Source organism: Streptomyces sp. NTD107 (assembly GCF_059510435.1).
Window position 1 is genome coordinate 1 of record NZ_JCAJZV010000003.1, and the last position, 21265, is coordinate 21265.

Here is a 21265-nt window from a genome sequence, read left to right on the forward strand (position 1 = left end):
GGAGCCGGGACTGGCCTGCGCGGGCAGGGCCACGGCTACGCCGAGCGCCAGAACTGCGGCGGTGGCAAGAACGGTCTTGCGCATCACTGCCATCTGAGGGGTCCTCCTCATAGAGGTGCTGCGGTGGGGGAACGGCGATGCAGTACGAGCGTGATGATCGTGGGCATGACACCCGCGAGCGCTCAGCCGAAATCATTCGCCGTGACAGAGGAGACCGGCAAGGGGGTGTAGGTGTTTGTCACGTATATGTCATGCAGCGGTCACGCGCCGACACAACAGGCGTTATTTCGAAGCGGTATTCAGCAGCACAAACCAAAAAGGGGGCGGGGAAACGCCAGGTTTCTGGCAGCTTTCCACCGCCCCCGATCCGTAACGATCAGAGGAGCTACAGGCGCTCGGGCGTCTCGATGCCCAGCAGCGACATGCCCCGGTGCAGCGTGCGCGCCGTCAGCTCGCACAGCAGCAGCCGGTTCTCCACCGTCTGCGGGGTGTCCGCCTTCAGCACCGGGCAGTTCTCGTAGAACGTGGCGTAGTGCGAGGCCAGCGCGTACAGATACCCCGCCAGCCGGTGCGGCTCGTAGTGCCGCGCCACCTCGTCCAGCGTCTGCGCGAACTCGTCCAGATGCAGCCCCAGCGCCCGCTCAGCCGGCGCCAGCGGCAGCTCCGGGTGCGCCACCGCACGCGTGATGCCCTGCTCGCGCCCGCGCCGCAGGATCGACTGGATCCGCGCATACGCGTACTGGAGATAGACACTCGTGTCGCCGTTCAGCGACACCATCCGGTCGAGATCGAAGATGTAGTCACGCGACCTGGACGTCGACAGGTCCGCGTACTTCACCGCGCCGATGCCCACCCGGGTGGCCCGCTCGGCGACTTCGGCCTCGGGAAGATCGGGCGCCTTCTCGCGTACGACCGACCCGGCCCGCTCCACCGCCTCGTCGAGCAGATCCATCAGCCGGACCGTCTCGCCCGCCCGGGTCTTGAACGGCTTGCCGTCCTTCCCCAGCACCGACCCGAACGGCAGGTGGTGCGCCACCCCGTCCGGCAGCCAGCCGGCCCGCCGGGCCGTCTCGAAGACCATCTTGAAGTGCAGCGACTGCCGCGCGTCCACGATGTAGAGCATGGTGTCGGCGCCCAGCACACCCACCCGGTTGCGGATCGCGGCGAGGTCGGTGGCCGCGTAGCCGAAGCCGCCGTCCGCCTTCTGCACGATCAGCGGTACGGGGCGGTCGTCCGGGCCCTTGATGTCGTCGAAGAACACGCACAGCGCGCCGTCCGACCGGACCGCCACCCCCGATGCCTCCAACTCGGCGGCGAGCGTGGGCAGATCGGCGTTGTAGGCCGACTCGCCGACCACGTCGTCGTCCGTCAGCAGCACATCCAGCCGGTCGTAGACCGCGTTGAAGTACAGCTTCGACTCATCGACGATCTTCTGCCACAGCGCCAGCGTCTCCGGGTCGCCCGCCTGGAGCTCCACCACCCGGCGCCGCGCCCGCTCCTTGAACTCGGCGTCCGAGTCGAAGACGGCCCGCGAGGCCCGGTAGAGGTGGTTCAGCCGGGAGATCGCCGCGCTGCCCGACCCCGTACCGCCCTCGTGCTCCAACTCGGCCGGGTGCTCGATCAGATACTGGATGAGCATCCCGAACTGGGTGCCCCAGTCGCCGATGTGGTTGCGCCGGATGACCTTCTCGCCCCGGTGCTCCATCAGCCGCACGAGTGCGTCACCGATCACCGTGGAGCGCAGATGGCCGACGTGCATCTCCTTGGCCACGTTCGGCTGCGAGTACTCGATGATCATCGTGCCCGGGTGCTCGGTGTACGGCACCCCGAGCCGGTCGTCGGCGGCGCGCGCGGCGAGGTTGGCGGTGATCGCCTCGTCGGTGACGGTGATGTTGAGGAAGCCGGGGCCGGAGACCTCGACGTCCTTGACCGGCCCGTCCGTGGTGACCTCGGCCACCACCGCCGCGGCCAGCTCTCTCGGGTTGGACTTCAGCCGCTTCGCCAGCGCCAGCATCCCGTTCGCCTGGAAGTCCGCCCGGTCGCTCCGGCGCAGCAGCGGGTCCGCGTCGGCGGCCTCGGGGCGGGTGGCCCGGAGGGCGTCGGTGAGCCGCTGGTTGACGACGGAGGCGAGGGACGGGACCGAGGACATGGGCGAGTGAGCCGTTCCGTAGGTGACAATGGATTCGCGGATTCACCGCGGATTGATGAGAATCCTCGTCAGTATCCCACGGCGACCGCCACCCCATTTCGGAAGAAGGAAGTGCTCAGCAGTGGATCGGACCACCCCGGAGACCGACTGGGTCTCCCGACTCGCGGACGAGGTCATCGCCGAGGCGGAGCTGCGCGCGCCCGGCAAACCCGTTGTCTGCGCCTCGGGCCTCAGCCCGTCGGGGCCGATCCACCTGGGCAATCTGCGCGAGGTCATGGTGCCGCACCTGGTGGCGGACGAGATCAAGCGGCGCGGGATCGCGTGCGTACACCTGCTCTCCTGGGACGACTACGACCGGTTCCGCAAGGTGCCGGCCGGGGTCGACGGGGTCGACGCGTCCTGGGCGGAGCACATCGGCAAGCCGCTGACCTCCGTACCGGCGCCGCCCGGCAGCCCGTACGGCAGCTGGGCCGAGCACTTCAAGGCGCCGATGCTGACGGCGCTGGCCGAGCTGGGCATCGAGGTGCGGGCGATCAGCCAGACCGAGCAGTACACCTCGGGCACCTACCGCGAGCAGATTCTGTTCGCGATGCGTGAGCGGCGGCGGATCGACGCCGTGCTGGAGCGGTACCGGACCAAGGAGAAGGCCAAGCCGGCCGCCAAGTCCTCCCAGAAGCCCGTCGACGAGGCCGAACTGGCCGCCGCCGAGGGCTCGGGCGCCGCCGCCGAGGACGACGGCAGCGCGGCGGGCAGCGGCGCGTACTACCCGTACAAGCCGTACTGCACCGTCTGCGAGCGGGACATGACCACGGTCACCGGGTACGACGACGAGACCACCGAGCTGACGTACCGCTGCGACGCGTGCGGGCACGGCGAGACCGTGAAGCTCAGCACGTTCGACCACGGCAAGCTGGTGTGGAAGGTCGACTGGCCGATGCGCTGGGCGTACGAGGGCGTGGTGTTCGAGCCCTCGGGTGTGGACCACCACTCGCCCGGCTCCTCGTGGATCGTCGGCGGGCAGCTGGTCTCCGAGATCTTCGGCGCCAAGCAGCCCATCGGCCCGATGTACGCCTTCGTCGGCATCAGCGGCATGGCGAAGATGTCCAGCTCCAAGGGCGGTGTGCCGATCGCCGCCGACGCGCTGGAGATCATGGAGGCGCCGCTGCTGCGCTGGCTGTACGCGCGCCGCAAGCCCAACCAGTCGTTCAAGATCGCCTTCGACGGCGAGATCCAGCGCACCTACGACGAGTGGGACGCGCTGGCGAAGAAGGTCGCCGACGGCGCGGCCCAGCCGGCGGACGTGGCCGCGTACCGGCGGGCGATCGGCACGGCGGCGGGCGAACTGCCCGGCACCCCGCGCCGGCTGCCGTACCGGATGCTGGCCTCGGTGGTGGACATCACCACCGGCGACGACGAGCAGACGCTGCGGATCCTGAGCGAACTCGACCCGGCGCACCCGGTGACCGACCTGGACGAGACCCGGCCGCGGCTCGACCGGGCCGCGCACTGGGTGGCCACCCAGATGCCCGCCGAGGCGCGCACCCAGGTGCGCCGCGAGCCCGACGCCGAGCTGCTGGGCTCGCTGGACGAGGCGCAGCGCGAGTCGCTGCGGCTGCTGCGGGACGGCCTCGCCGACCACTGGTCGCTGGACGGTCTGACGACGCTGGTGTACGGGGTGCCGAAGATCCAGGCCGGGCTCGACCCGGACGCGAAGCCGACTCCGGAGCTGAAGGTGGCGCAGCGCGGCTTCTTCGCGCTGCTCTACCGGCTGCTGGTCGGCAAGGAGACCGGGCCGCGGCTGCCCACGCTGCTGCTGGCGGTGGGGGCGGACCGGGTCCGGCTGCTGCTGGGCGGTTAGCGGATTTCGTTGGTGGTACGGCGTCGGCCCCCTCGCTTCGGCGCGGGGGCCGACGGCCGTTACACGCTGGTGCCCATGGCGGCGTTGTAGCGCTCCTTGAAGCCGTAGGTGCGCATGACGCTGCGCACGTGCTGCTCGCTGAGCAGATTGCCGTCGGCGTCGGTGACGTTGAAGCGCTCGTTGAGGATGACGGAGAGCTGGCGGGGGGTCGGGAAGCCGTCGTTCTCGACGACGTACTGGTGGTACGCCGCGTAGTAGCGCTCGTCCTCGGCCAGATCGGCCGGCAGGTCGATGGGTTCGTGGTGGTGGGTCTCCTCGTCCGTGAACTCGCCGCCGGTGCCGCTGCGCTGGGCGGGGAGCAGGCCGGGGGCGGGGGCCTGGCCGAGGGTACGGCGGCGGCCGGGGGCCACCGGGACCGTCGCGTCGGGGTACGGGTCGAGATCCGGCTCCGGGTCCGGCTCGGGGTCAGGACCGGGGTCAGGACGGGGGTCGGGGTCGGGGTACGCGTTCTGGCTCGGGTACGCGTCCGGGCCGCGGCCCGCCTCCGGTGCCAGGGCCGCCTCCGGCTCGGGTACGGACTCGGGCTGCGGCCTCGGTTCGTACCACTCCTCGCGCTCCGGGCGGGGCTGGAGCACCGGCAGTTCGGGGAGCGGAATCCGGGGCGGCTGCTGCGTGCGGGGCCGCTGTTCCGTCTCGGGGCGTTCCCCCGGCCCCGGGAGCAGGGCGGCGCTCTCCGAGAGCGGGACGCCGAAGCGGGCCAGCTTGAGCGGCATGAGTTCTTCCACCGGTGCCCGGCGGCGCCAGGCGCGGCCGTACTCGGCGCGCAGCCGGGTCTGGTAGACCAGGCGGTCCCGTTCCATGGTGATGACCTCTTCGTAGGACCGCAGTTCCCACAGCTTCATCCGGCGCCACAGCCGGAAGGTGGGGACGGGGGAGAGCAGCCAGCGCCACATGCGGACGCCCTCCATGTGCTTGTCCGCCGTGAGGTCGGCGATGCGGCCGACCGCGTGCCGGGCGGCCTCCACGGTGATGACGAAGAGGATCGGGATGATCCCGTGCATGCCGACGGCCAGCGGGTCGCCCCAGGCCGCCGCGCCGTTGAAGGCGATGGTGGCGGCGGTGAGCAGCCAGGCGGTCTGGCGCAGCAGGGGGAACGGGATGCGCAGCCAGGTCAGCAGCAGGTCCAGGGCGAGCAGGACGACGATGCCGGCGTCGATGCCGATGGGGAAGAACGGCGAGAACGCGCCGAAACCTTTCTTCTCGGCGAGTTCCTTGACCGCGGTGTACGAGCCGACAAAGCCGATGGCGGCGATGACGACCGCCCCGGCCAGAATGATGCCGACCAGGATGCGGTGTGAGCGTGTGAGCTTGATCGCGGCCACCCGCGGGCCTCCCCCGTGATGAAACTGGTGTTCCCTCGCGGGCCCAAGACTCGCACACCGCGGAACCCACTGGCTTGGCTCGGCTACGCGTCGTCCTTCTTGTCCGTGTCCGCGCCCTCGTCGGCGGCGCTGTCGCCCTCGTCGGCAGCCGCCGTCGCGTTCAGCCGCTCCACGGCCTCCGCAGCCGCCGTCTCGGCGCGCTCCTTGATGCCCTTGGCACCCGGCAGGTCGTCGCCCTCGAAGCCGGTGCCCGAGTAGTCCACCGTCACCACCACATTGCCGGTACGGACGATGACCCGCTGCTGGCGGGAGTCCACCTTGTCGTCGTTCTCCGCGAGGTAGGCGAGGGTCACCGCCGAGTCGCCGGTGTCGGCCAGGTCTTCCTTGCCGATGTCGCTGTTGGCCTGGTCCAGCATGATCTCGTCGACCTGTTGCGCGACGTAGCCCTGTGCCCGCTCGTCGCCGCTGCCCAGCGACAGATCGGACTCGAAGCGGCGCAGCGCCACCGTCAGCGTACGGAACTGGTACTCCTTGAGCCCGGTCCACAGGCAGGTGCCGGTCATCGAGGTGTCGTTCGAGGCGAGCGCCGAGCCGGCCTTGGGATCGGCCTTGGGGACGATCTCGCCGATCGTGTCCTCGCTGATCGTGGCGCAGGGGCTGGGCAGATCCGTGAACCGTACGGGTTCGGGCTCGGGGGCGGTCTGCTCCTCGCCGGCCGCGGTGTCGTCCTTGCCGTCGTCACCGGAGGGGGCGGAGGAGCAGCCGGCGATCAGCAGGGCCGGAACGGCGGCCCAGGCCAGCGTGCGCCGCAGGGCCCGTCGGGGAGTGGCGGTGGGGTGCATGATCTCTTCGCTTCCGTTAATTCAGGGGGCGCTGGGGACGGCCCGCCGCACAGCACGGTACGCCCTCGGCCCACCGGGGGTGCTAATCGTCGAACCCGCCCGCCAGGTGCCGGCCCACCCGCTGGGCGCCGTCCTGGAGCGGGGCGCTCTCGGGGGGCGCCGCGCCGCCGGTGGTGGTTTCGGCGTAGCGGACGGTGGCGATGACGTTCGCGCTGCGGAACGCCAGGGTGACGTCACGGCGGGTCTCGTTGGCGGTGGTGGTGAGCCGGTCGTCGAGGTAGGCGTCGTGGCCGATGCCGCTGACGGCGCGGGGGACGGGGTTGCCGTCGCTGTCGGTGGGGGCGGTGGTGTCCGGGTCGCTGTCGGTGCTCGCGCCGCCGGCGCCGCCGGTCGGGCCGTCCGGGGCCGGTTGCCCGCCGGTGGCCGATGCGTCGGGCGTGCCCGGGGTGTCCGGTGTCTCCGGTGCGTCCGGCGCGTCCGGGTCGGGCAGGCCGGCCCGGGTGGCGCGGGCGGTGAAGTCGAGTCCGGCCTGGTCGTTGTCGCTGACCTGCGGGTCGTAGGAGATGACCCGCTCGAAGTCGACGGTCAGCTGGAAGGTGTTGCCGCTCTCGGCGTCGGTGCCGAGCCAGGTGCAGCCGCCCCGGCGGCCGGTGTCGTACGTCACGGTGGGGGTGCCCCGGTACGCCTCCGCCTCGGCGGCGTCGGGCAGCAGCCGGCGCAGGGTGCTGTCGCTGACGGAGCCGCAGGGTTCGGGGAGCGCCGAGTACCGTCCGGGTTTCCCGGGGCCCGAGGCGCTGCCGCTGGGGCCGGCTCCACCGCCGCCGCCCGCCGTACCGGTCTGGCCGCTGCACGCGGCGGCCAGCGCGCCGAGCGCCACGGTGGTGAGGGTGGCCACGGCGGCGAGGGCGGTGCGTCGCATGGCTGCCTCCCGGACGGTGGTGTCAGGGAGACATGTCTACCGCAAGGTGCGGCCGGGCGCCCGCCCAGTTGGCGCAATAAGATAGTTTGTCTGACTTTGCGAGGGGGTGGGGCTATGGCCAGACCAGGCAGTACGGCTGGTGGCCGGCCTCGTGGAGCCGGCGGGAGAAGTCCTGCCACTCGTTCAGCAGCCGGTAGACGCCGAAGGCGTCGGTGGGCCCGCGCCGGTCGGGGACCGTGGACCAGATGAAGGCCGCCGCGCCCACCGTCTCGTCGCCGATGGCGCGCAGCGGGTCCACGGCGGTGGTGGGGAGCTTGACCACGGCGTAGTCCGGGTGCAGCACCACCAGCTCAAGCGGCGGGACCCGGTGCAGGGGTATGCCCTCGATGCCGGTGAGCACCATGGCGGCCATGGTCTCGGGCTTGATGCGGGTGAACATGCCCTGGCCCAGCTCGTCGCCGCCCAGCTCCTCCGGGCGCATCGACAGCGGGACCCGGGCGGCGGTGGCGCCGTCGGGGGCGCCGAAGTACTTGTACGTCACGGACAGCCTGCCGTTGCCGAGCCGGATCTCGCTCTCGCCGCCGCTGCCCGCGGCGCCCGGGATACCGGTGCCCGCCGGGCCGCCGCCCTCGCCCTTGCGGCGATGCCGGCCCCGGCGCGAGCGCGGGCGTGGGGCAGGCTCGGGACCGAGGTCCCCCTCGCCCAGTCCGCCTCCGCGCTGCATGTCACCGCCCCGCCTCGGCGCGGTCCCCGCCGCGCAACCCGATCATCGTCTCAGAAGGACCTCCCCCGACAGGCGCTCGCGAAACGCCCGAACGCACAGCTGTCTGAGGGCTCTGCCACCATGGAACGCGTGACGCACACCTCTGAGGCCACCCCAGTTTCGCAGACACTCTTCTCCCGCGCAGCCAGTGTGACCCCCGGCGGCGTGAACTCTCCGGTGCGCGCCTTCGGCGCCGTGGGCGGAGTGCCCCGGTTCATGGCATCCGGTACCGGTCCGTACGTCACCGACGCCGATGGCCTGGAGTATGTCGATCTGGTGTGCTCCTGGGGGCCGATGATCCTCGGCCACGCCCACCCGGCCGTCGTCGAGGCGGTCCGGGCGGCGGTGGTCAAGGGCACCTCCTTCGGCACCCCCACCGAGGGCGAGGTGGCGCTGGCCGAGGAGATCGTGGCCCGCATCCCCCCGGTGGAGCGGGTGCGACTGGTGTCCTCCGGCACCGAGGCCACCATGTCGGCGATCCGGCTGGCCAGGGGCTTCACCGGCCGGGAGAAGATCATCAAGTTCGCCGGCTGCTACCACGGCCACGTCGACGCGCTGCTGGCCCAGGCCGGTTCCGGGGTCGCCACCTTCGGGCTGCCCGACACCCCCGGCGTCACCGGCGCCGCCGCCGGCGAGACGGTGGTGCTGCCGTACAACGACCTCGACGCCGTACGCGCCGCCTTCGAGCGGCACCCCGGCGAGATCGCCTGCGTCATCACCGAGGCGTCCCCCGGCAACATGGGCGTGGTGCCGCCGCTGCCCGGCTTCAACCAGGGGCTGAAGGACCTGTGCGCCGAGCACGGCGCGCTGTACATCTCGGACGAGGTGATGACCGGCTTCCGGGTCAGCCGCCAGGGGTGGTACGGGCTGGATCGGGTGACACCCGATCTGCTGACCTTCGGCAAGGTGATGGGCGGCGGCTTCCCGGCCGCCGCGTTCGGCGGGCGCGCCGACGTCATGGAGCGCCTCGCCCCGGCCGGCCCGGTCTACCAGGCGGGCACCCTGTCGGGGAACCCGGTGGCCACCGCCGCCGGGCTCGCCCAGCTGCGGCTGCTGGACGACGCCGCCTACGCCGTGCTGGACGACGCCGCCGCGAAGGTACGGGGCCTGGTGGCCGGCGCGCTCGCCAAGGAAGGCGTGCCGCACACCATCCAGTCGGCGGGCAACATGTTCTCCGTCTTCTTCACCGAGGCCGCCGTCACCGACTACGCCGCCGCGCGCGGGCAGCAGACCTTCCGGTTCACCGCCTTCTTCCACGCCATGCTGCGGCAGGGCGTCTATCTGCCGCCGTCCGCCTTCGAGGCGTGGTTCGTGTCCACGGCGCACGACGACCGCGCCCTGGAGCGGATCGCCGACGCGCTGCCGGCCGCCGCCCGGGCCGCCGCCGAGGCCACCGACACCGCCACCGCCACCGCCACCGCATGACCACCGATCTGGAGCATGACCTAGTGAGCAGCGAGAACAACGACAGCAGCGACAGAGTGCGCACCATCGTCCATGTGATGCGGCACGGCGAGGTGCACAACCCCGACGGGCTGCTGTACGGGCGGCTGCCCGGCTACCACCTGTCCGACCTGGGCCTGAAGATGGCCGAGGTGGTCGCCGAGTCGCTGGCCGGCCACGACATCACGCACGTGGTCGCCTCCCCGCTGGAGCGGGCCCAGGAGACCGCCGCCCCGGTCGCCGAGGCGCACGGGCTGCCGGTGGCCACCGATGAGCGGCTGATCGAGGCCGCCAACGTCTTCCAGGGCAAGAGCTTCGGGGTCGGCGACGGCTCCCTGCGCCACCCGGGCAACTGGAAGCATCTGCGCAACCCGTTCCGGCCGTCGTGGGGCGAGCCGTACGTCGAGCAGGTGGTGCGGATGAAGAGCGCCATCGACGCCGCCCGGGACGCCGCGCGCGGCCACGAGGCGGTGTGCGTCAGCCATCAGCTGCCGATCTGGATTCTGCGCAGCTACGTCGAGCACCGCAGGCTGTGGCACGACCCGCGCAACCGGCAGTGCACGCTGGCCTCGCTGACCAGCTTCACGTACGAGGGGGACAAGATCGTCTCCGTGCGGTACGCGGAGCCGGCGCTGGAGCTGGTGCCCGAGCATCTGCGGGCCGGAACCAAGGCCAAGCCGAAGAAGGGCCAGAGCAAGGGCTTCGGCGCGTAGCCCGCTTCCGCCCCCCGACGTTTTCCCAGCTCAACGCGGCCGGATTCGGGACAAGGGGGGCGCGGAAGATCGCCCTGGGGCGCATGGGAAACTTTTCACATGATCGAGAGCCGCGTCTCACCGCGCCATCGACGACACCTCGGGACCGGTGCCGCCGTACTGTCCCTGGCCGCCGTTCTCACCGCCTGCGGCGGCGCCTCCGCCGGGCCCTCCGGCGGCAACATGGTGCAGGGCACCGGCCAGATCACCCATGTCGCCGCCGGTGAGCGGCAGCCGCTGCCGGAGCTGAGCGGCGAGACCACCGAGGGCGGGCAACTCGACCTGGCCGACTACCGGGGCCGGATCCTGGTGGTCAACGTGTGGGGCTCGTGGTGCGCGCCCTGCCGCGCCGAGGCCCCCAACCTGGTGGCCGTCGCCGAGGACCTGGCCGATCAGGGCGTGGACTTCGTCGGCATCAACACCCGCGACCTGGACGCCGCCAACGCCCGTTCGTTCGACGAGCGGTTCGGCGTACCGTACCCCAGTCTGTACGACCCCAGCGGCAAGCTGCTGCTGCAATTCCCCAAGGGCAGCCTCAATCCGCAGGCGATCCCCTCCACCCTGGTCATCGACCCGGAGGGCAATATCGCGGCCCGCGCGCTGAAGCCGCTGACCGAGGAGGAACTGCGCGCGGCCATAGCGCCGGTGCTCGCCGAGATCAGCGAGAAGTGACCCGGTCATGCAAGCGATCACTCTCGCCGCCGTCACCGACTCCAACGAGACGATACTGACCGGCGCCCTGCTGCTGGCCATACCGGTCGCGCTGTTCGGCGGCCTCGTCTCGTTCTTCTCGCCCTGCGTGCTGCCGCTGGTGCCCGGCTATCTGTCGTACGTCACCGGGGCGAGCGGCGCCGATCTCAAGGACGCGCGGCGCGGCCGGATGTTCCTGGGCACGCTGCTGTTCGTCCTCGGCTTCACCGCCGTCTTCGTCTCCACCGGGGCGCTGTTCGGCGAGTTCGGCCGCACCCTGCTGGAGCACCGCGAGGTCCTCAACAAGATCGCCGGCGCGCTGATGGTGATCATGGGCCTGCTGTTCATGGGACTGCTGCCCCGGCTGTCCGGGCGGCAGTTCAAGCTGCCGATCAAGCCCGGTGTCGGCCTTGCCGGGGCACCGTTCCTGGGCGTGGTGTTCGGCATCGGCTGGACCCCGTGCATCGGCCCCACCCTCGCCTCCGTGCAGTTCCTGGCCCTCAACGAGGCCACCGCCGGGCGCGGCGCGCTGCTCACCGCCTTCTACTGCCTGGGCCTGGGCGCCCCGTTCATCCTCGCCGCGCTGTTCTTCCGCCGGACGCTGGGCGCCTTCGGCTGGTTCAAACGGCACTATGTGTGGGTCATGCGCATCGGCGGGCTGATGATGATCGCCACCGGCGTCCTGCTGTTCACCGGTACCTGGGACCGGCTGGTGTACGACCTTCAGGTGTGGTCGTCCGAGTTCGACGTTTGGATCTGAACACCATGGCTGCCAGCGACAACCCGAACGTTACGGACGAGGCCGCGGCCGGCGCCGGGCTCTCCACCGCCCCGGCGCAGGACGAGGAGGGGGCGGCGCCGGACCCGCGGGTCACGGGCACCGACCCGGGCACCGCCGTCCCCGGGTCGTTCGGCGGGGTACGAGCCCCCGGCGCCGCCGGTGCGGCACGCTGGCTGGCCCGGGAGGCGGCCGGCTGGACGCGCTGGAGCTGGCGCCAGCTGACCTCCATGCGGGTCGCGCTGATCCTGCTGTTCCTGCTCGCGCTCGGCGCCATCCCCGGCTCGCTCATCCCGCAGACCGATGCCAACGCCCTCCTCGTCGAGCAGTTCAAGACCGACAACCCGACGCTGGGCGGCGTCTACGAACGGCTCCAGCTGTTCGACGTGTACACCTCGGTGTGGTTCTCGGCGATCTACCTCCTGCTGTTCGTCTCGCTCATCGGCTGCATCGTCCCGCGCACCTGGCAGTTCATCGGCCAGCTGCGCGGCCGGCCGCCGCGCGCCCCGCGCCGGCTGGACCGGATGCCCGCGTACACCACCTGGCACAGCGACGCCGAGCCGCGGCAGGTGCTGGACGCGGCGCAGCGGCTGCTGAAGCGCAAGTGGTTCCGTATCGCCCCCGCCCCGGCCGACGGATCGGTCGCCGCCGAGAAGGGCTATCTGCGCGAGGCCGGCAACCTCCTCTTCCACATCTCGCTCATCGTGCTGCTGATCGCCTTCGGCACCGGGCAGCTGTTCTACTCCGAGGGCGGCAAGCTGGTGGTGGTCGGCGACGGCTTCTCCAACACCCTGCCGCAGTACGACGACTTCTCCTCCGGCTCGATGTTCGACGTGGACCACGACCTGGATCAGTTCGGGTTCACGCTGAACGACTTCACCGCCGAGTTCTCCCGCGAGGGCCCGGACCTCGGCACCCCCACCACCTTCCGCGCCGACATCACCTACTGGCTGCCGGACGGCACCGAGACCGACGCCACCGTCCAGCCCAACCAGCCGGTCGTCATCGGCGACTCCAAGGTCTATCTGCTGGGCCACGGCTTCGCCCCGGTCATCACGGTCACCGACGGCCAGGGCCGTACCGCCTTCTCCGGGCCGGTGCCGTTCCTGCCGCAGGACGCCGCGCTGACCTCCACCGGGGTGGTGAAGGTGACCGACTACCTCGACGCGAACGGCGACCCCGAGCAGCTGGGCTTCCAGGGCTTCTTCAACCCCAGCTACAACATCGACGCGGAGCGCGGCCCGCACTCCACCTTCCCCGACCCCGATCTGCCGGTGCTCACCCTCACCGCCTACCACGGCGATCTGGGCCTGGACTCCGGCATCCCGCAGAACGTGTACCAGCTCAACACCCGCAAGCTGGAGCAGTTCACGGCCGAGGACGGCGAGCCGTTCCGCTTCGACCTGCTGCCCGGCGAGTCGAAGGAGCTGCCGGACGGCGCGGGCACCATCACCTACGAGCGGTACGAGCGCTGGGCCACCTTCAAGATCACCACCAAGGCGGGCAACGGCTGGGCGCTGACCGGCGCGCTGGCCGCCGTGGCCGGCCTGGCCGGGTCGCTGCTGCTCCAGCGCCGCCGGGTGTGGGTCCGGGCCACCAGCGACGCCGCCACCGGCCGTACCGTCGTCGAACTGGCCTCGCTGGGGCGTACCGAGTCGGCGAAGATCCCCGACGAACTCGCGGACCTCGCCCTCGCCCTGCAACCGGACGCCCCCCTGATCCCCGAGACTTCCGAGACAGACCCCGCCCAAGGAGCGCGCGCATGAACCTCGCCATGAGCGAGCAGCTCGCCGATTTCAGCAACTATCTGATCTATACGGCGATGGCCGTCTACACCCTCGCCTTCGTCGCGCACATCGCGGAGTGGCTGTTCGGCAGCCGCAGCAAGGTGGCCCGTACGGCGGCGGCCCTGACCTCCGGGAACTCCGCGGACTCCGGGGACTCCGGGGACTCCGGGGACGGCGCGGCGACCGTGCCGGCGCAGCAGGCCGCGCCCACGGTCAGCGTGACCGTGCGCGGCAAGGGCGGTGCCGTCGACGTACGGGAGCGGCCGGCCGTCGTCACCCGCTCCGCGAGCCCGCGGCGCGACGCCGTCCCGGACGGTCCCGGCGCGGCCGGCGGGGACGAGAAGGGCGACCTGTACGGACGGATCGCCGTCTCACTGACGGTTCTGGCCTTCCTGATGCACTTCGCGGCCGTGCTGGTGCGGGCCGTGGCGGTGGAGCGGGCGCCGTGGGCCAACATGTACGAGTTCTCCACCGCCTTCTCGATGACGGTGGTGGCCGCGTACCTGCTCTTCCTGCTGGCGAAGAAGGATGTGCGCTGGCTCGGTCTGCCGCTGGTCACCACGGTGCTGCTGGACCTGGGCCTGGCGGTCGCGGTGCTGTACACCCAGAGCACCCAGCTGGTGCCCGCGCTCGACTCGATCTGGCTGTGGATCCATGTCGCGCTCGCCATCACCTGCGGGGCGCTCATGTACATGGCGGTGGTGTCCACCGTGCTGTTCCTGTTCCGCGACTCCTACGAGAACAAGCTCGCGGGCGGCGGCACCCCGGGGCGGCTGGCGACCTCGGTGCTGGAGCGGCTGCCGTCCTCGGTGTCGCTGGACAAGTTCGCCTACCGGATCACCGCCGCCGTCTTCCCGGTGTGGACCTTCACCATCGTGGCGGGCGCGATCTGGGCCGAGAACGCCTGGGGCCGTTACTGGGGCTGGGACCCCAAGGAGGTGTGGGCGTTCATCACCTGGGTCGCCTACGCCGCCTACCTGCACGCGCGCGCCACCGTCGGCTGGAAGGGGCGCAAGGCCGCCTACCTGGGCATCGCCGGCTTCGCGTGCTACCTGATCAACTACTACGGCGTGAACATGTTCGTGAACAGCCTGCACTCGTACTCGGGGCTGTGAGCCGGAACGAGCCGGCGCGCCGTCACTTCGCGGGCGGATCCTGCGGGCTGCCGCCGCCGCTCTCGTCGGAGTTCTTGTCCTCCTTGCGGAGGTCCTCCTCGCGGCGCCGCAGGTCCTCCTCCCAGCTCTCCAGGAGTTCCTTGTCCTTGGCGTTCTCCTCGCGCTGCTTCTCGTCCTTCAGCGAGCGCAGGAAGTCCGGGTTGTCGTCCGGCGCGACCCAGCCGCCGCCCGAGCGCCGCCCGGTGCCCAGGTTCGTACCGCCGCCGCTCATCCCGCCGGCGGGCACCCCGCGCTGACGGCCGACGAAGATCCAGGCGACCGGCCCGATGATCCAGGCGAAGACGATCAGCAGGATCCAGACCAGCTTGGGAAGGTGCTTGACGTCCTCGTCCTTGGTGCTGATGCAGTCCACCAGGGCATAGATGGCAAGGGCGAGCGGTACCAGATACATCAGTACCCTGAGCATGATCGTCCCCCTGGGGAAGTGTCGACCGGGCCGGGGCGGGCCCCCTGACTAAGGCCAGGGTAATGCGTCGGCAATACTGAGGCGCATGGCATACGACGACCTGCGCGCACTGCTGAAGGCCCTGGAGAAGGACGGGGAGCTGAAGCGGGTGAAGGCGGAGGTCGATCCGTACCTCGAAGTGGGCGAGATCACCGACCGCGTCAACAAGGCCGGCGGCCCCGCGCTGCTCTTCGAGAACGTCAAGGGCTCGCCGCTGCCGCTGGCCATGAACGTGTACGGCACGGACCGCCGGCTGCTGAAGGCGCTCGGCCTGTCCTCGTACGACGAGATCAGCGAGAAGATCGGCGGGCTGCTGAAGCCGGAGCTGCCGCACGGCTTCACCGGGGTGCGGGAGGCGTTCGGGAAGCTCGGCGCGATGACGCATGTGCCGCCGAAGAAGGTGAAGACCGGCCCGGTGCAGGAGGTCGTCCTCAAGGGCGACGACGTCGACCTGGAGGCGCTGCCCGCGCTGTTCACCTGGCCGGAGGACGGCGGCTCGTTCTTCAACCTGGGCCTGACCCACACCAAGGACCCGGACAGCGGGGTGCGCAATCTGGGCCTGTACCGGCTCCAGCGGCACGACAAGCGCACCATCGGCATGCACTGGCAGATCCACAAGGACAGCCGCAACCACTACCAGGTGGCGGCGCGGCGCGGGGAGCGGCTGCCGGTGGCGATCGCCTTCGGCTGCCCGCCGGCCGTCACGTACGCCTCGACCGCGCCGCTGCCCGGCGACATCGACGAGTACCTGTTCGCGGGCTTCTTGCAGGGCAAGCGGGTGGAGATGGTGGACTGCCAGACGGTGCCGCTCCAGGTGCCGGCGCACGCCGAGGTGGTCCTGGAGGGCTGGCTTGAGCCGGGCCAGATGCTGCCGGAGGGCCCGTTCGGGGACCACACCGGCTTCTACACCCCGCAGGAGCCGTTCCCGGCGCTGACCATCGACTGTGTGACGATGCGGAAGAAGCCGGTGTTCCAGTCGATCGTGGTGGGCCGGCCCCCGACCGAGGACGGGCCGCTGGGCCGGGCCACGGAGCGGTTCTTCCTCCCCCTGCTGAAGATCATCATCCCGGACATCGTGGACTACCACCTGCCGGAGGCGGGCGGCTTCCACAACTGCGCGATCATCTCGATCGACAAGAAGTACCCGAAACACGCGCAGAAGGTGATGTCGGCGGTGTGGGGGGCGCACATGATGTCCCTGACCAAGCTGATCATCGTGGTCGACGCCGACTGCGACGTGCACGACCTGCACGAGGTGGCGTGGCGGGCGCTGGGCAATACGGACTACGCCCGGGATCTGCTGCTCACCGAGGGCCCGGTCGACCACCTGGACCACGCCTCGTACCAGCAGTTCTGGGGCGGCAAGGCCGGCATCGACGCCACCGCGAAATGGCCCGAGGAGGGCTACACGCGCGACGGCGGCTGGCCGCAGATGGTGCTCTCGGACCCGGATACGGCGGCCCTGGTGGACCGCCGCTGGAAGGAGTACGGACTGTGACCGCCATCGGAGCCGCCGCCGCCGAACCCGCACCGCCGGTACTGCCGGGACGCCTGCGCGCGTTCCTCAACGTGGTGATGTTCGAACACTCGGTCTTCGCCCTCCCCTTCGCGTACACCGCCTCGCTGACGGCGATGTTCCTCGGCGAGGGCCGGCGGGTGGAGTGGGGCACGCTGGGCCTCGTCACGGCGGCGATGGTGGGGCTGCGGTCGTTCGCGATGGCGGCCAACCGCATCATCGACCGCGAGATCGACGCCCGGAACCCGCGTACCAGGGGCCGCGAGATGGTGACCGGCGCCCTGTCGGTCCGGGCCGGCTGGACCGGCGCGGCGATCACCCTGGCACTGTTCCTGGGCGCGGCGGCACTGCTCAACCCCCTGTGCCTGGCACTGGCCCCGCTGGCGGTCGTCCCGATGGTCGTCTACCCCTACGGCAAGCGCTTCACGGACTTCCCGCACGCCATCCTGGGCCTCGCCCAGGCGGCCGGCCCCGTCGGCGCCTGGCTGGCGGTCACCGGCAGCTGGTCCTGGGACGCGGTGCTGCTGGGCCTGGCGGTGGGCATCTGGATCGGCGGCTTCGACCTGATCTACGCCTGCCAGGACATCACCACGGACCGGGCCACGGGCGTACGGTCCTTCCCCGCCCGCTTCGGCGTCGCCGCCTCGCTGTACACGGCGCGGGCCTGCCACGCGGTGACGATGGCCCTGCTGATCTGGTACGCGGCGGCCACCGGCGCGGGCCCCTTCCTGTGGACGGGCCTGGCGGTGGTGGCGGGCGCGTTCGTCTACGAGCACTCGCTGGTGAAGCCGCACGACCTGTCCCGCCTGAACCGGGCCTTCTTCACGGTCAACGGCTTCGTGGGCATCGCCCTGTTCGTCTTCGCCCTGACCGACCTGCTGACCCGCGGCCTGACCGTGCTCTAGGAGCGCGGGACGTCCTCGACGAAGTGGTCGAACTCGTTGTTCTGGACCCCGAGGCAGAACGCGTCCCACTTGGCGCGGGTGGTGGTGACCACCTTCTCCGGCTCGTCGGTCTGCCGGATGTGGATCAGGTCGCCTTCCCCTGCGGCCACCTCGAAGCAGTGCTCGTCACTGCCGTCCTCGACCTCGGCCCGAATCCAGTCGAGATGGTCCAGATTGCGGATCTCCGCCATCGCGCGGCACCTCCTGTGTGTCACATCAGCGCTGCTTACCGTACCCGGCGGAGCGGTCGCCGGTCGACGGCGGGCGGGTGCCGGTCACCGGATCAGAAGAAGTTGATGATCCGCCGCACAGCGGACACAACCCCCCGCCAGATCCACCCGAACAACCCGACCGACACGGCCATATCGGCTCCCTCCGCGGCCACCGCCACCCGGTGCTCCCCCGCTCGGCACGCGGGACAGGACCGGGGCCAACGACGTTTCTCCGCACCGCACTTCCTGCATATCGCCATGGCCCGATTCTCCCCCCTGCCACGACGCCCCCAAGCCGGGGCCCGGCCGCCTACGACCGGGGCGGCCGGGCCCTGCGCTGTGAGGTCACCGCTTCAGATCGGTGATGAACGCGGCCCAGGCGGGGGCGCGGAACGCCACCACGGGGCCGTTGCGGTGCTTGGAGTCACGGACGGGGATCACGCTGTGGGAGGCGGCGAAGCTGTCGCTGACTTCCACACAGGCGCCCCCGTTCTCGCTGTATGAGGACGTGTACCAACGGGGGGTTTCGGTAATCACGGGGTGCCTTCCGCCGTCACTGCTTCAGGTCGGTGATGAACGCGGTCCATGAGGCAGCGGGGAAGTCCACCGTGGGGCCGTTGCGGTGCTTCGAGTCACGGACGGGGATCACGCTGTGGGAGGCGGCGAAGCTGTCACTGACTTCCACACAGGCGCCTCCGTTGTCACTGTAAGAGGACGTGAACCAACGAGGGGATTCGGTCGTCACGAGGTGCCCTTTCGTACCTGGTTGATGATCGCCAAAGTCTCCGCCTGCGAGGGGGCTTCGGCCTGTAGCTGATGGTAGGCCGTGAGTATGGGCAGGATGAATGTACTTTCCCGCTCAAGATGGCCCCGGGTGGTGGACTCGGCGTATGACATGAGCGACCGGTCTGCCATCGTCAATACGTACAGCGGCAGGTTGAACGGGCGGCGCTCTCCCATGGCGAACGGGGCCACCTGTAGCACCGTGTTGGGCAGCTCGGCGAACTCGATCAACCGTGCCAGCTGAGCCTCCATGACGGCGGGTCCACCCATGGGCCGACGGATACAGCCTTCGTCCAGCACTACGAAGACCAGGGGTCGTGGCGTCCGGTCCAGTGCCGCTTGCCGCTCCGCGACGAGTGAGACCCGCTCGTCTGCCTGCTCGGTGGTGATGGCCCCCCGCTTCACGGCACTGCCCGCGAGGACCGCCGCGTACTCCGGCGTCTGGAGCAAGCCGGGGATGACGCCGACTTCGTACAACCGAATCTCTGCCGCCCGGCCTTCGTACCCGACGTACTCGGGGAAGCCCTCCAACAGCGAGCCGTGCCGGATCTCGCGCCACTCGCGCTCAAACGTCTCTTCTGTGTCTGCCGTGCCGAAGGCGCGGTCCGCACTGCGCGAAAGGCGCAAGGTCGGAATCTTCCGCCCAGTTTCGACAGATGAGATATGTGCGCTCGAATATCCCATCCGTTCGGCGAGCTCTTCCTGCGTCCAGCCACGTGCCTCCCGTGACCTGCGCATACGCGCCCCGAATGCTGCTTGCGGGCTGCTGTCCGGGTTCAACTCCTTGCGGTTCAACGGGTCATCACCAACCTTTCTTGCAAGCCAGATAAGTTGATTGGTTCCCGCGTGTGGTCCACGCTGAACCCTCCTGGTAGTTATTCCACTACGCAGAGGAGCGGTCGTGCCATCATCCGATCGGCTAGAACATCGGCCCGAACCGATGGAACTTCATCAGTTGCGCGAGGTGCTGGCCTTGTTGGGCGTCTGTGTGACGCAAGTGAGTCTCAACCCCGGGCTGTCGCCGACGATTTCGGTTCATCGGATGTCGTTGGGGATTGTGCGGCGGCTGGTGCCGGACTTGGTGTGTGGGCTGGCGCGGCAGCACATGGCGCCGGGGGCGGTGATGTGGAGTGCCGAGCATGAGCGCGTGGTGGTCGTCGTGTATACGGCGGGGATGCTCATCCGGGTGCGGGCGTACGACGATCCGTCGTTCGAGCGGGACGCGCCGGCCGCCGATCTGCGGCCGGTGACCGTTCCGCAGTTGGCGGGTGTGGCCTCGGTGGTGATGGGATGAGCATCCCGGAGGTGGTCGAGATCACCGCCGATACCGTGCTGGTCGGTGATGTGATCCTGATCGGCGGGCATTCGATGGTGGTCACGGATCTGGTGATGACCACTCGGGGCGGGCGGCGGCTGGAGTTCGCCACGGGGGAGGCCCTGACGATGCACGCGCGTTCCCGCCTGCTGGCCACCCGTACCCGTCATCGGCGCGGCAGGTAGCGGCCGTGGACCCGACCTGGGCCGACATCCGGCCCGTACCGCCCCGCCCGGGCGACGGGTCGGAATGGGTGCTCGGCCGCTGCTGGCTGTGGTGCGGGAACCGGCACACCTGGGTGCTGTGGCTGGGGTCGGCTTCGACCATGGGGCACTACGCGCAGTTCTACGTCTGCGAGCCGTGCGTGAACCGCCTCCACCACACGATCATCGACTACGCCGACGCCATGCTCGACGCCCCGACCGACGCCACCGGCATCAAGGTGCCCCTGTACATAAGCCCCCACGACCCACAACGCCCCACCCCCCTCACCTACCGCCGCACCCGCCACCGCCACCCCCGCACCCGACTGGGCCACCTGTGGCACCGCCTCATTACCGCCCGTGAAAGTCCACCCTCATGAACACGCCACCCAGGGGCGAGGAAACAAGACTCCACATCATGGAATTGACGGCCAACGCACGACTACCCGCCCTCGGTGATCGTTGAAGCGGCGTGGGACAACCGGCCTACGTGGGACAACTGGGCGAAGAGCCCGGCCCCCTTCGACAACCGCCCGACATGGGACAACTGGAACAAGAAGAAGTAGCCGAGCTGCTGAATCACCGCGTTGCTGAAAGGCCGTTGATGGACACCCGCACCATCCGCCGTACGAGCGTCACACTCCCCGACCTGAATGGGCCGGGCCGTTACCTTTCCCAACTCACCACGCTGGAGGGCGGCCGTGGCCGGGTGGCGGAGTTCCACTACGCCGACGCCGACCTGCGGGATCTCGATCTGGCCGACACCCACCTGATGGACGGGCGGATCACCGGCCTCAAGGCCCAGCGCACCCGCCTGGAGAGGCTTCGCGTCGACTCGGTGGAGTTCACGGGCTGCGAACTGTCCGCCTTGCGGTGGACCGACAGCAAGATCTCCCGGGCCGTGTTCCGTGACTGCAAACTCATCGGCGCCGCACTCGAAGACGTCACGCTCGACAACGTCCTGTTCGAGAACTGCAAGCTCGACTACAGCACGTACACCCGTGTCCGGGCCGCTGGCCCGGCGATCTTCGCCGAGTGCTCGCTGCGCGAGACCGTCTTCACCGCCGCCGATCTGGGGGCCGCTCTGATGGATGACTGCGATCTGCGGCTGACCGAGTTCGACGGCGGCAAGCTCCGCGCCCTGGACCTCCGGGGCAGCGACCTTTCCCAGCTGCGTGGCCTCTCCTCGCTCAGGCAGATCGTCATCGACCAGGCCCAGCTGCCGCAGCTGGCCGAGGCCCTCGTGGCGGAACTGGACGTCACCTTCGGTGACGTCCGCCATGACACGTAACCCGGCGCGTGCCCCCGG

At 70.2% G+C, this 21265-nt stretch carries 24 protein-coding genes; 14 read left to right on the plus strand and 10 right to left on the minus strand.

What is annotated here, in order from left to right:
- Window positions 1–385: 385 nt before the first annotated feature.
- Window positions 386–2149: an arginine--tRNA ligase gene (argS, locus tag AC5WRL_RS07460; RefSeq protein WP_496087549.1), complete on the minus strand. Its 1764-nt coding sequence runs from the start codon at window positions 2147–2149 to the stop codon at window positions 386–388.
- Between the two features lie 121 nt (window positions 2150–2270).
- Here argS and lysS point away from each other — a divergent pair, with 121 nt between their 5' ends.
- Window positions 2271–4007, plus strand: a complete 1737-nt coding sequence (lysS, locus tag AC5WRL_RS07465; RefSeq protein ID WP_496087550.1) for a lysine--tRNA ligase — start codon at window positions 2271–2273, stop codon at window positions 4005–4007.
- A 59-nt stretch (window positions 4008–4066) separates the two neighbouring features.
- On the opposite strand, the gene AC5WRL_RS07470 is transcribed toward lysS, so the two are convergent.
- The 4 genes from AC5WRL_RS07470 to AC5WRL_RS07485 all read right to left on the minus strand — a co-directional run bounded on the left by AC5WRL_RS07470 (window position 4067) and on the right by AC5WRL_RS07485 (window position 7874).
- Window positions 4067–5389 (minus strand): DUF2637 domain-containing protein, encoded by a 1323-nt coding sequence (locus AC5WRL_RS07470; RefSeq protein WP_496087551.1) that lies wholly within the window; start codon window positions 5387–5389, stop codon window positions 4067–4069.
- An 83-nt stretch (window positions 5390–5472) separates the two neighbouring features.
- Window positions 5473–6231, minus strand: coding sequence for a DUF3558 domain-containing protein (locus AC5WRL_RS07475; RefSeq protein ID WP_496087552.1), 759 nt, complete (start codon window positions 6229–6231; stop codon window positions 5473–5475).
- A gap of 82 nt (window positions 6232–6313) precedes the next feature.
- Window positions 6314–7150, minus strand: a complete 837-nt coding sequence (locus AC5WRL_RS07480) for a hypothetical protein (RefSeq protein ID WP_496087553.1) — start codon at window positions 7148–7150, stop codon at window positions 6314–6316.
- A 112-nt stretch (window positions 7151–7262) separates the two neighbouring features.
- The gene (locus AC5WRL_RS07485; protein ID WP_496087554.1) at window positions 7263–7874 is read right to left on the minus strand and encodes a hypothetical protein; all 612 of its coding nucleotides are present in this window, start codon (window positions 7872–7874) and stop codon (window positions 7263–7265) included.
- 120 nt (window positions 7875–7994) lie between these two features.
- On the opposite strand from AC5WRL_RS07485, the gene hemL reads away from it, so the two are divergent.
- The 6 genes from hemL (at window position 7995) to ccsB (ending at window position 14478) form a co-directional block, all read left to right on the plus strand.
- Window positions 7995–9338, plus strand: a complete 1344-nt coding sequence (gene hemL / locus AC5WRL_RS07490; RefSeq protein ID WP_496087555.1) for a glutamate-1-semialdehyde 2,1-aminomutase — start codon at window positions 7995–7997, stop codon at window positions 9336–9338.
- A 77-nt stretch (window positions 9339–9415) separates the two neighbouring features.
- Window positions 9416–10069: a histidine phosphatase family protein gene (locus tag AC5WRL_RS07495; RefSeq protein ID WP_496087987.1), complete on the plus strand. Its 654-nt coding sequence runs from the start codon at window positions 9416–9418 to the stop codon at window positions 10067–10069.
- A gap of 99 nt (window positions 10070–10168) precedes the next feature.
- On the plus strand, window positions 10169–10780 hold the full coding sequence (locus AC5WRL_RS07500; protein WP_496087556.1) for a TlpA family protein disulfide reductase: 612 nt from the start codon (window positions 10169–10171) through the stop codon (window positions 10778–10780).
- A 7-nt stretch (window positions 10781–10787) separates the two neighbouring features.
- The gene (locus AC5WRL_RS07505; RefSeq protein WP_496087557.1) at window positions 10788–11558 is read left to right on the plus strand and encodes a cytochrome c biogenesis CcdA family protein; all 771 of its coding nucleotides are present in this window, start codon (window positions 10788–10790) and stop codon (window positions 11556–11558) included.
- 5 nt (window positions 11559–11563) lie between these two features.
- Window positions 11564–13342 (plus strand): cytochrome c biogenesis protein ResB, encoded by a 1779-nt coding sequence (gene resB / locus AC5WRL_RS07510; protein ID WP_496087558.1) that lies wholly within the window; start codon window positions 11564–11566, stop codon window positions 13340–13342.
- Window positions 13339–14478, plus strand: a complete 1140-nt coding sequence (ccsB, locus tag AC5WRL_RS07515; protein ID WP_496087559.1) for a c-type cytochrome biogenesis protein CcsB — start codon at window positions 13339–13341, stop codon at window positions 14476–14478. The genes resB and ccsB overlap by 4 nt, the downstream gene beginning before the upstream one ends.
- A 22-nt stretch (window positions 14479–14500) precedes the next feature.
- Here the strand turns inward: ccsB and AC5WRL_RS07520 are convergent, their stop codons facing one another.
- A complete protein-coding gene (locus AC5WRL_RS07520; protein ID WP_496087560.1) occupies window positions 14501–14944 on the minus strand; it encodes a PLD nuclease N-terminal domain-containing protein in 444 nt (147 codons plus the stop codon).
- Between the two features lie 85 nt (window positions 14945–15029).
- Between AC5WRL_RS07520 and AC5WRL_RS07525 the strand changes: the two genes are divergently transcribed.
- Complete coding sequence (locus tag AC5WRL_RS07525) at window positions 15030–16481, plus strand: menaquinone biosynthesis decarboxylase (protein ID WP_496087561.1); 1452 nt, start codon at window positions 15030–15032, stop codon at window positions 16479–16481.
- Between the two features lie 5 nt (window positions 16482–16486).
- A complete protein-coding gene (mqnP, locus tag AC5WRL_RS07530; protein WP_496087988.1) occupies window positions 16487–17404 on the plus strand; it encodes a menaquinone biosynthesis prenyltransferase MqnP in 918 nt (305 codons plus the stop codon).
- On the opposite strand, the gene AC5WRL_RS07535 is transcribed toward mqnP, so the two are convergent.
- The 4 genes from AC5WRL_RS07535 to AC5WRL_RS07550 all read right to left on the minus strand — a co-directional run bounded on the left by AC5WRL_RS07535 (window position 17401) and on the right by AC5WRL_RS07550 (window position 19233).
- Entirely contained in the window at window positions 17401–17634 is a 234-nt protein-coding gene (locus tag AC5WRL_RS07535) for a DUF397 domain-containing protein (RefSeq protein ID WP_496087562.1), read from the minus strand. The genes mqnP and AC5WRL_RS07535 overlap by 4 nt on opposite strands.
- Window positions 17635–18000: 366 nt before the next feature.
- Window positions 18001–18192 carry a DUF397 domain-containing protein gene (locus AC5WRL_RS07540; protein ID WP_496087563.1) on the minus strand — a complete coding sequence of 64 codons (192 nt, stop codon included), beginning with the start codon at window positions 18190–18192 and terminating at the stop codon, window positions 18001–18003.
- 16 nt (window positions 18193–18208) lie between these two features.
- Window positions 18209–18400, minus strand: a complete 192-nt coding sequence (locus AC5WRL_RS07545) for a DUF397 domain-containing protein (protein ID WP_496087564.1) — start codon at window positions 18398–18400, stop codon at window positions 18209–18211.
- Window positions 18397–19233 (minus strand): helix-turn-helix domain-containing protein, encoded by an 837-nt coding sequence (locus AC5WRL_RS07550; RefSeq protein WP_496087565.1) that lies wholly within the window; start codon window positions 19231–19233, stop codon window positions 18397–18399. The genes AC5WRL_RS07545 and AC5WRL_RS07550 overlap by 4 nt, the downstream gene beginning before the upstream one ends.
- 106 nt (window positions 19234–19339) lie before the next feature.
- On the opposite strand from AC5WRL_RS07550, the gene AC5WRL_RS07555 reads away from it, so the two are divergent.
- The 5 genes from AC5WRL_RS07555 (at window position 19340) to AC5WRL_RS07575 (ending at window position 21247) form a co-directional block, all read left to right on the plus strand.
- Window positions 19340–19732, plus strand: coding sequence for a hypothetical protein (locus AC5WRL_RS07555; protein WP_496087566.1), 393 nt, complete (start codon window positions 19340–19342; stop codon window positions 19730–19732).
- Window positions 19729–19938 carry a hypothetical protein gene (locus AC5WRL_RS07560; protein ID WP_496087567.1) on the plus strand — a complete coding sequence of 70 codons (210 nt, stop codon included), beginning with the start codon at window positions 19729–19731 and terminating at the stop codon, window positions 19936–19938. Before AC5WRL_RS07555 ends, AC5WRL_RS07560 begins: the two co-directional genes overlap by 4 nt.
- Window positions 19939–19943: 5 nt before the next feature.
- Complete coding sequence (locus AC5WRL_RS07565) at window positions 19944–20336, plus strand: hypothetical protein (protein ID WP_496087568.1); 393 nt, start codon at window positions 19944–19946, stop codon at window positions 20334–20336.
- A 75-nt stretch (window positions 20337–20411) separates the two neighbouring features.
- Window positions 20412–20522, plus strand: a complete 111-nt coding sequence (gene amcA, locus AC5WRL_RS07570) for a multiple cyclophane-containing RiPP AmcA (RefSeq protein WP_496087569.1) — start codon at window positions 20412–20414, stop codon at window positions 20520–20522.
- A gap of 38 nt (window positions 20523–20560) precedes the next feature.
- The gene (locus tag AC5WRL_RS07575) at window positions 20561–21247 is read left to right on the plus strand and encodes a pentapeptide repeat-containing protein (RefSeq protein WP_496087570.1); all 687 of its coding nucleotides are present in this window, start codon (window positions 20561–20563) and stop codon (window positions 21245–21247) included.
- Window positions 21248–21265: the final 18 nt, after the last annotated feature.

Bases quoted from the DNA above. Each gene is read 5' to 3' on its own strand.
- argS (WP_496087549.1), bottom strand. From the start codon at position 2,149: ATGTCCTCGGTCCCGTCCCTCGCCTCCGTCGTCAACCAGCGGCTCACC.
- AC5WRL_RS07475 (WP_496087552.1), bottom strand. From the start codon at position 6,231: ATGCACCCCACCGCCACTCCCCGACGGGCCCTGCGGCGCACGCTGGCC.
- AC5WRL_RS07480 (WP_496087553.1), bottom strand. From the start codon at position 7,150: ATGCGACGCACCGCCCTCGCCGCCGTGGCCACCCTCACCACCGTGGCG.
- AC5WRL_RS07485 (WP_496087554.1), bottom strand. From the start codon at position 7,874: ATGCAGCGCGGAGGCGGACTGGGCGAGGGGGACCTCGGTCCCGAGCCT.
- hemL (WP_496087555.1), top strand. From the start codon at position 7,995: ATGGAACGCGTGACGCACACCTCTGAGGCCACCCCAGTTTCGCAGACA.
- AC5WRL_RS07495 (WP_496087987.1), top strand. From the start codon at position 9,416: ATGCGGCACGGCGAGGTGCACAACCCCGACGGGCTGCTGTACGGGCGG.
- AC5WRL_RS07500 (WP_496087556.1), top strand. From the start codon at position 10,169: ATGATCGAGAGCCGCGTCTCACCGCGCCATCGACGACACCTCGGGACC.
- AC5WRL_RS07505 (WP_496087557.1), top strand. From the start codon at position 10,788: ATGCAAGCGATCACTCTCGCCGCCGTCACCGACTCCAACGAGACGATA.
- resB (WP_496087558.1), top strand. From the start codon at position 11,564: ATGGCTGCCAGCGACAACCCGAACGTTACGGACGAGGCCGCGGCCGGC.
- ccsB (WP_496087559.1), top strand. From the start codon at position 13,339: ATGAACCTCGCCATGAGCGAGCAGCTCGCCGATTTCAGCAACTATCTG.
- AC5WRL_RS07520 (WP_496087560.1), bottom strand. From the start codon at position 14,944: ATGCTCAGGGTACTGATGTATCTGGTACCGCTCGCCCTTGCCATCTAT.
- AC5WRL_RS07525 (WP_496087561.1), top strand. From the start codon at position 15,030: ATGGCATACGACGACCTGCGCGCACTGCTGAAGGCCCTGGAGAAGGAC.
- AC5WRL_RS07535 (WP_496087562.1), bottom strand. From the start codon at position 17,634: ATGGCGGAGATCCGCAATCTGGACCATCTCGACTGGATTCGGGCCGAG.
- AC5WRL_RS07560 (WP_496087567.1), top strand. From the start codon at position 19,729: ATGAGCATCCCGGAGGTGGTCGAGATCACCGCCGATACCGTGCTGGTC.
- AC5WRL_RS07575 (WP_496087570.1), top strand. From the start codon at position 20,561: ATGGACACCCGCACCATCCGCCGTACGAGCGTCACACTCCCCGACCTG.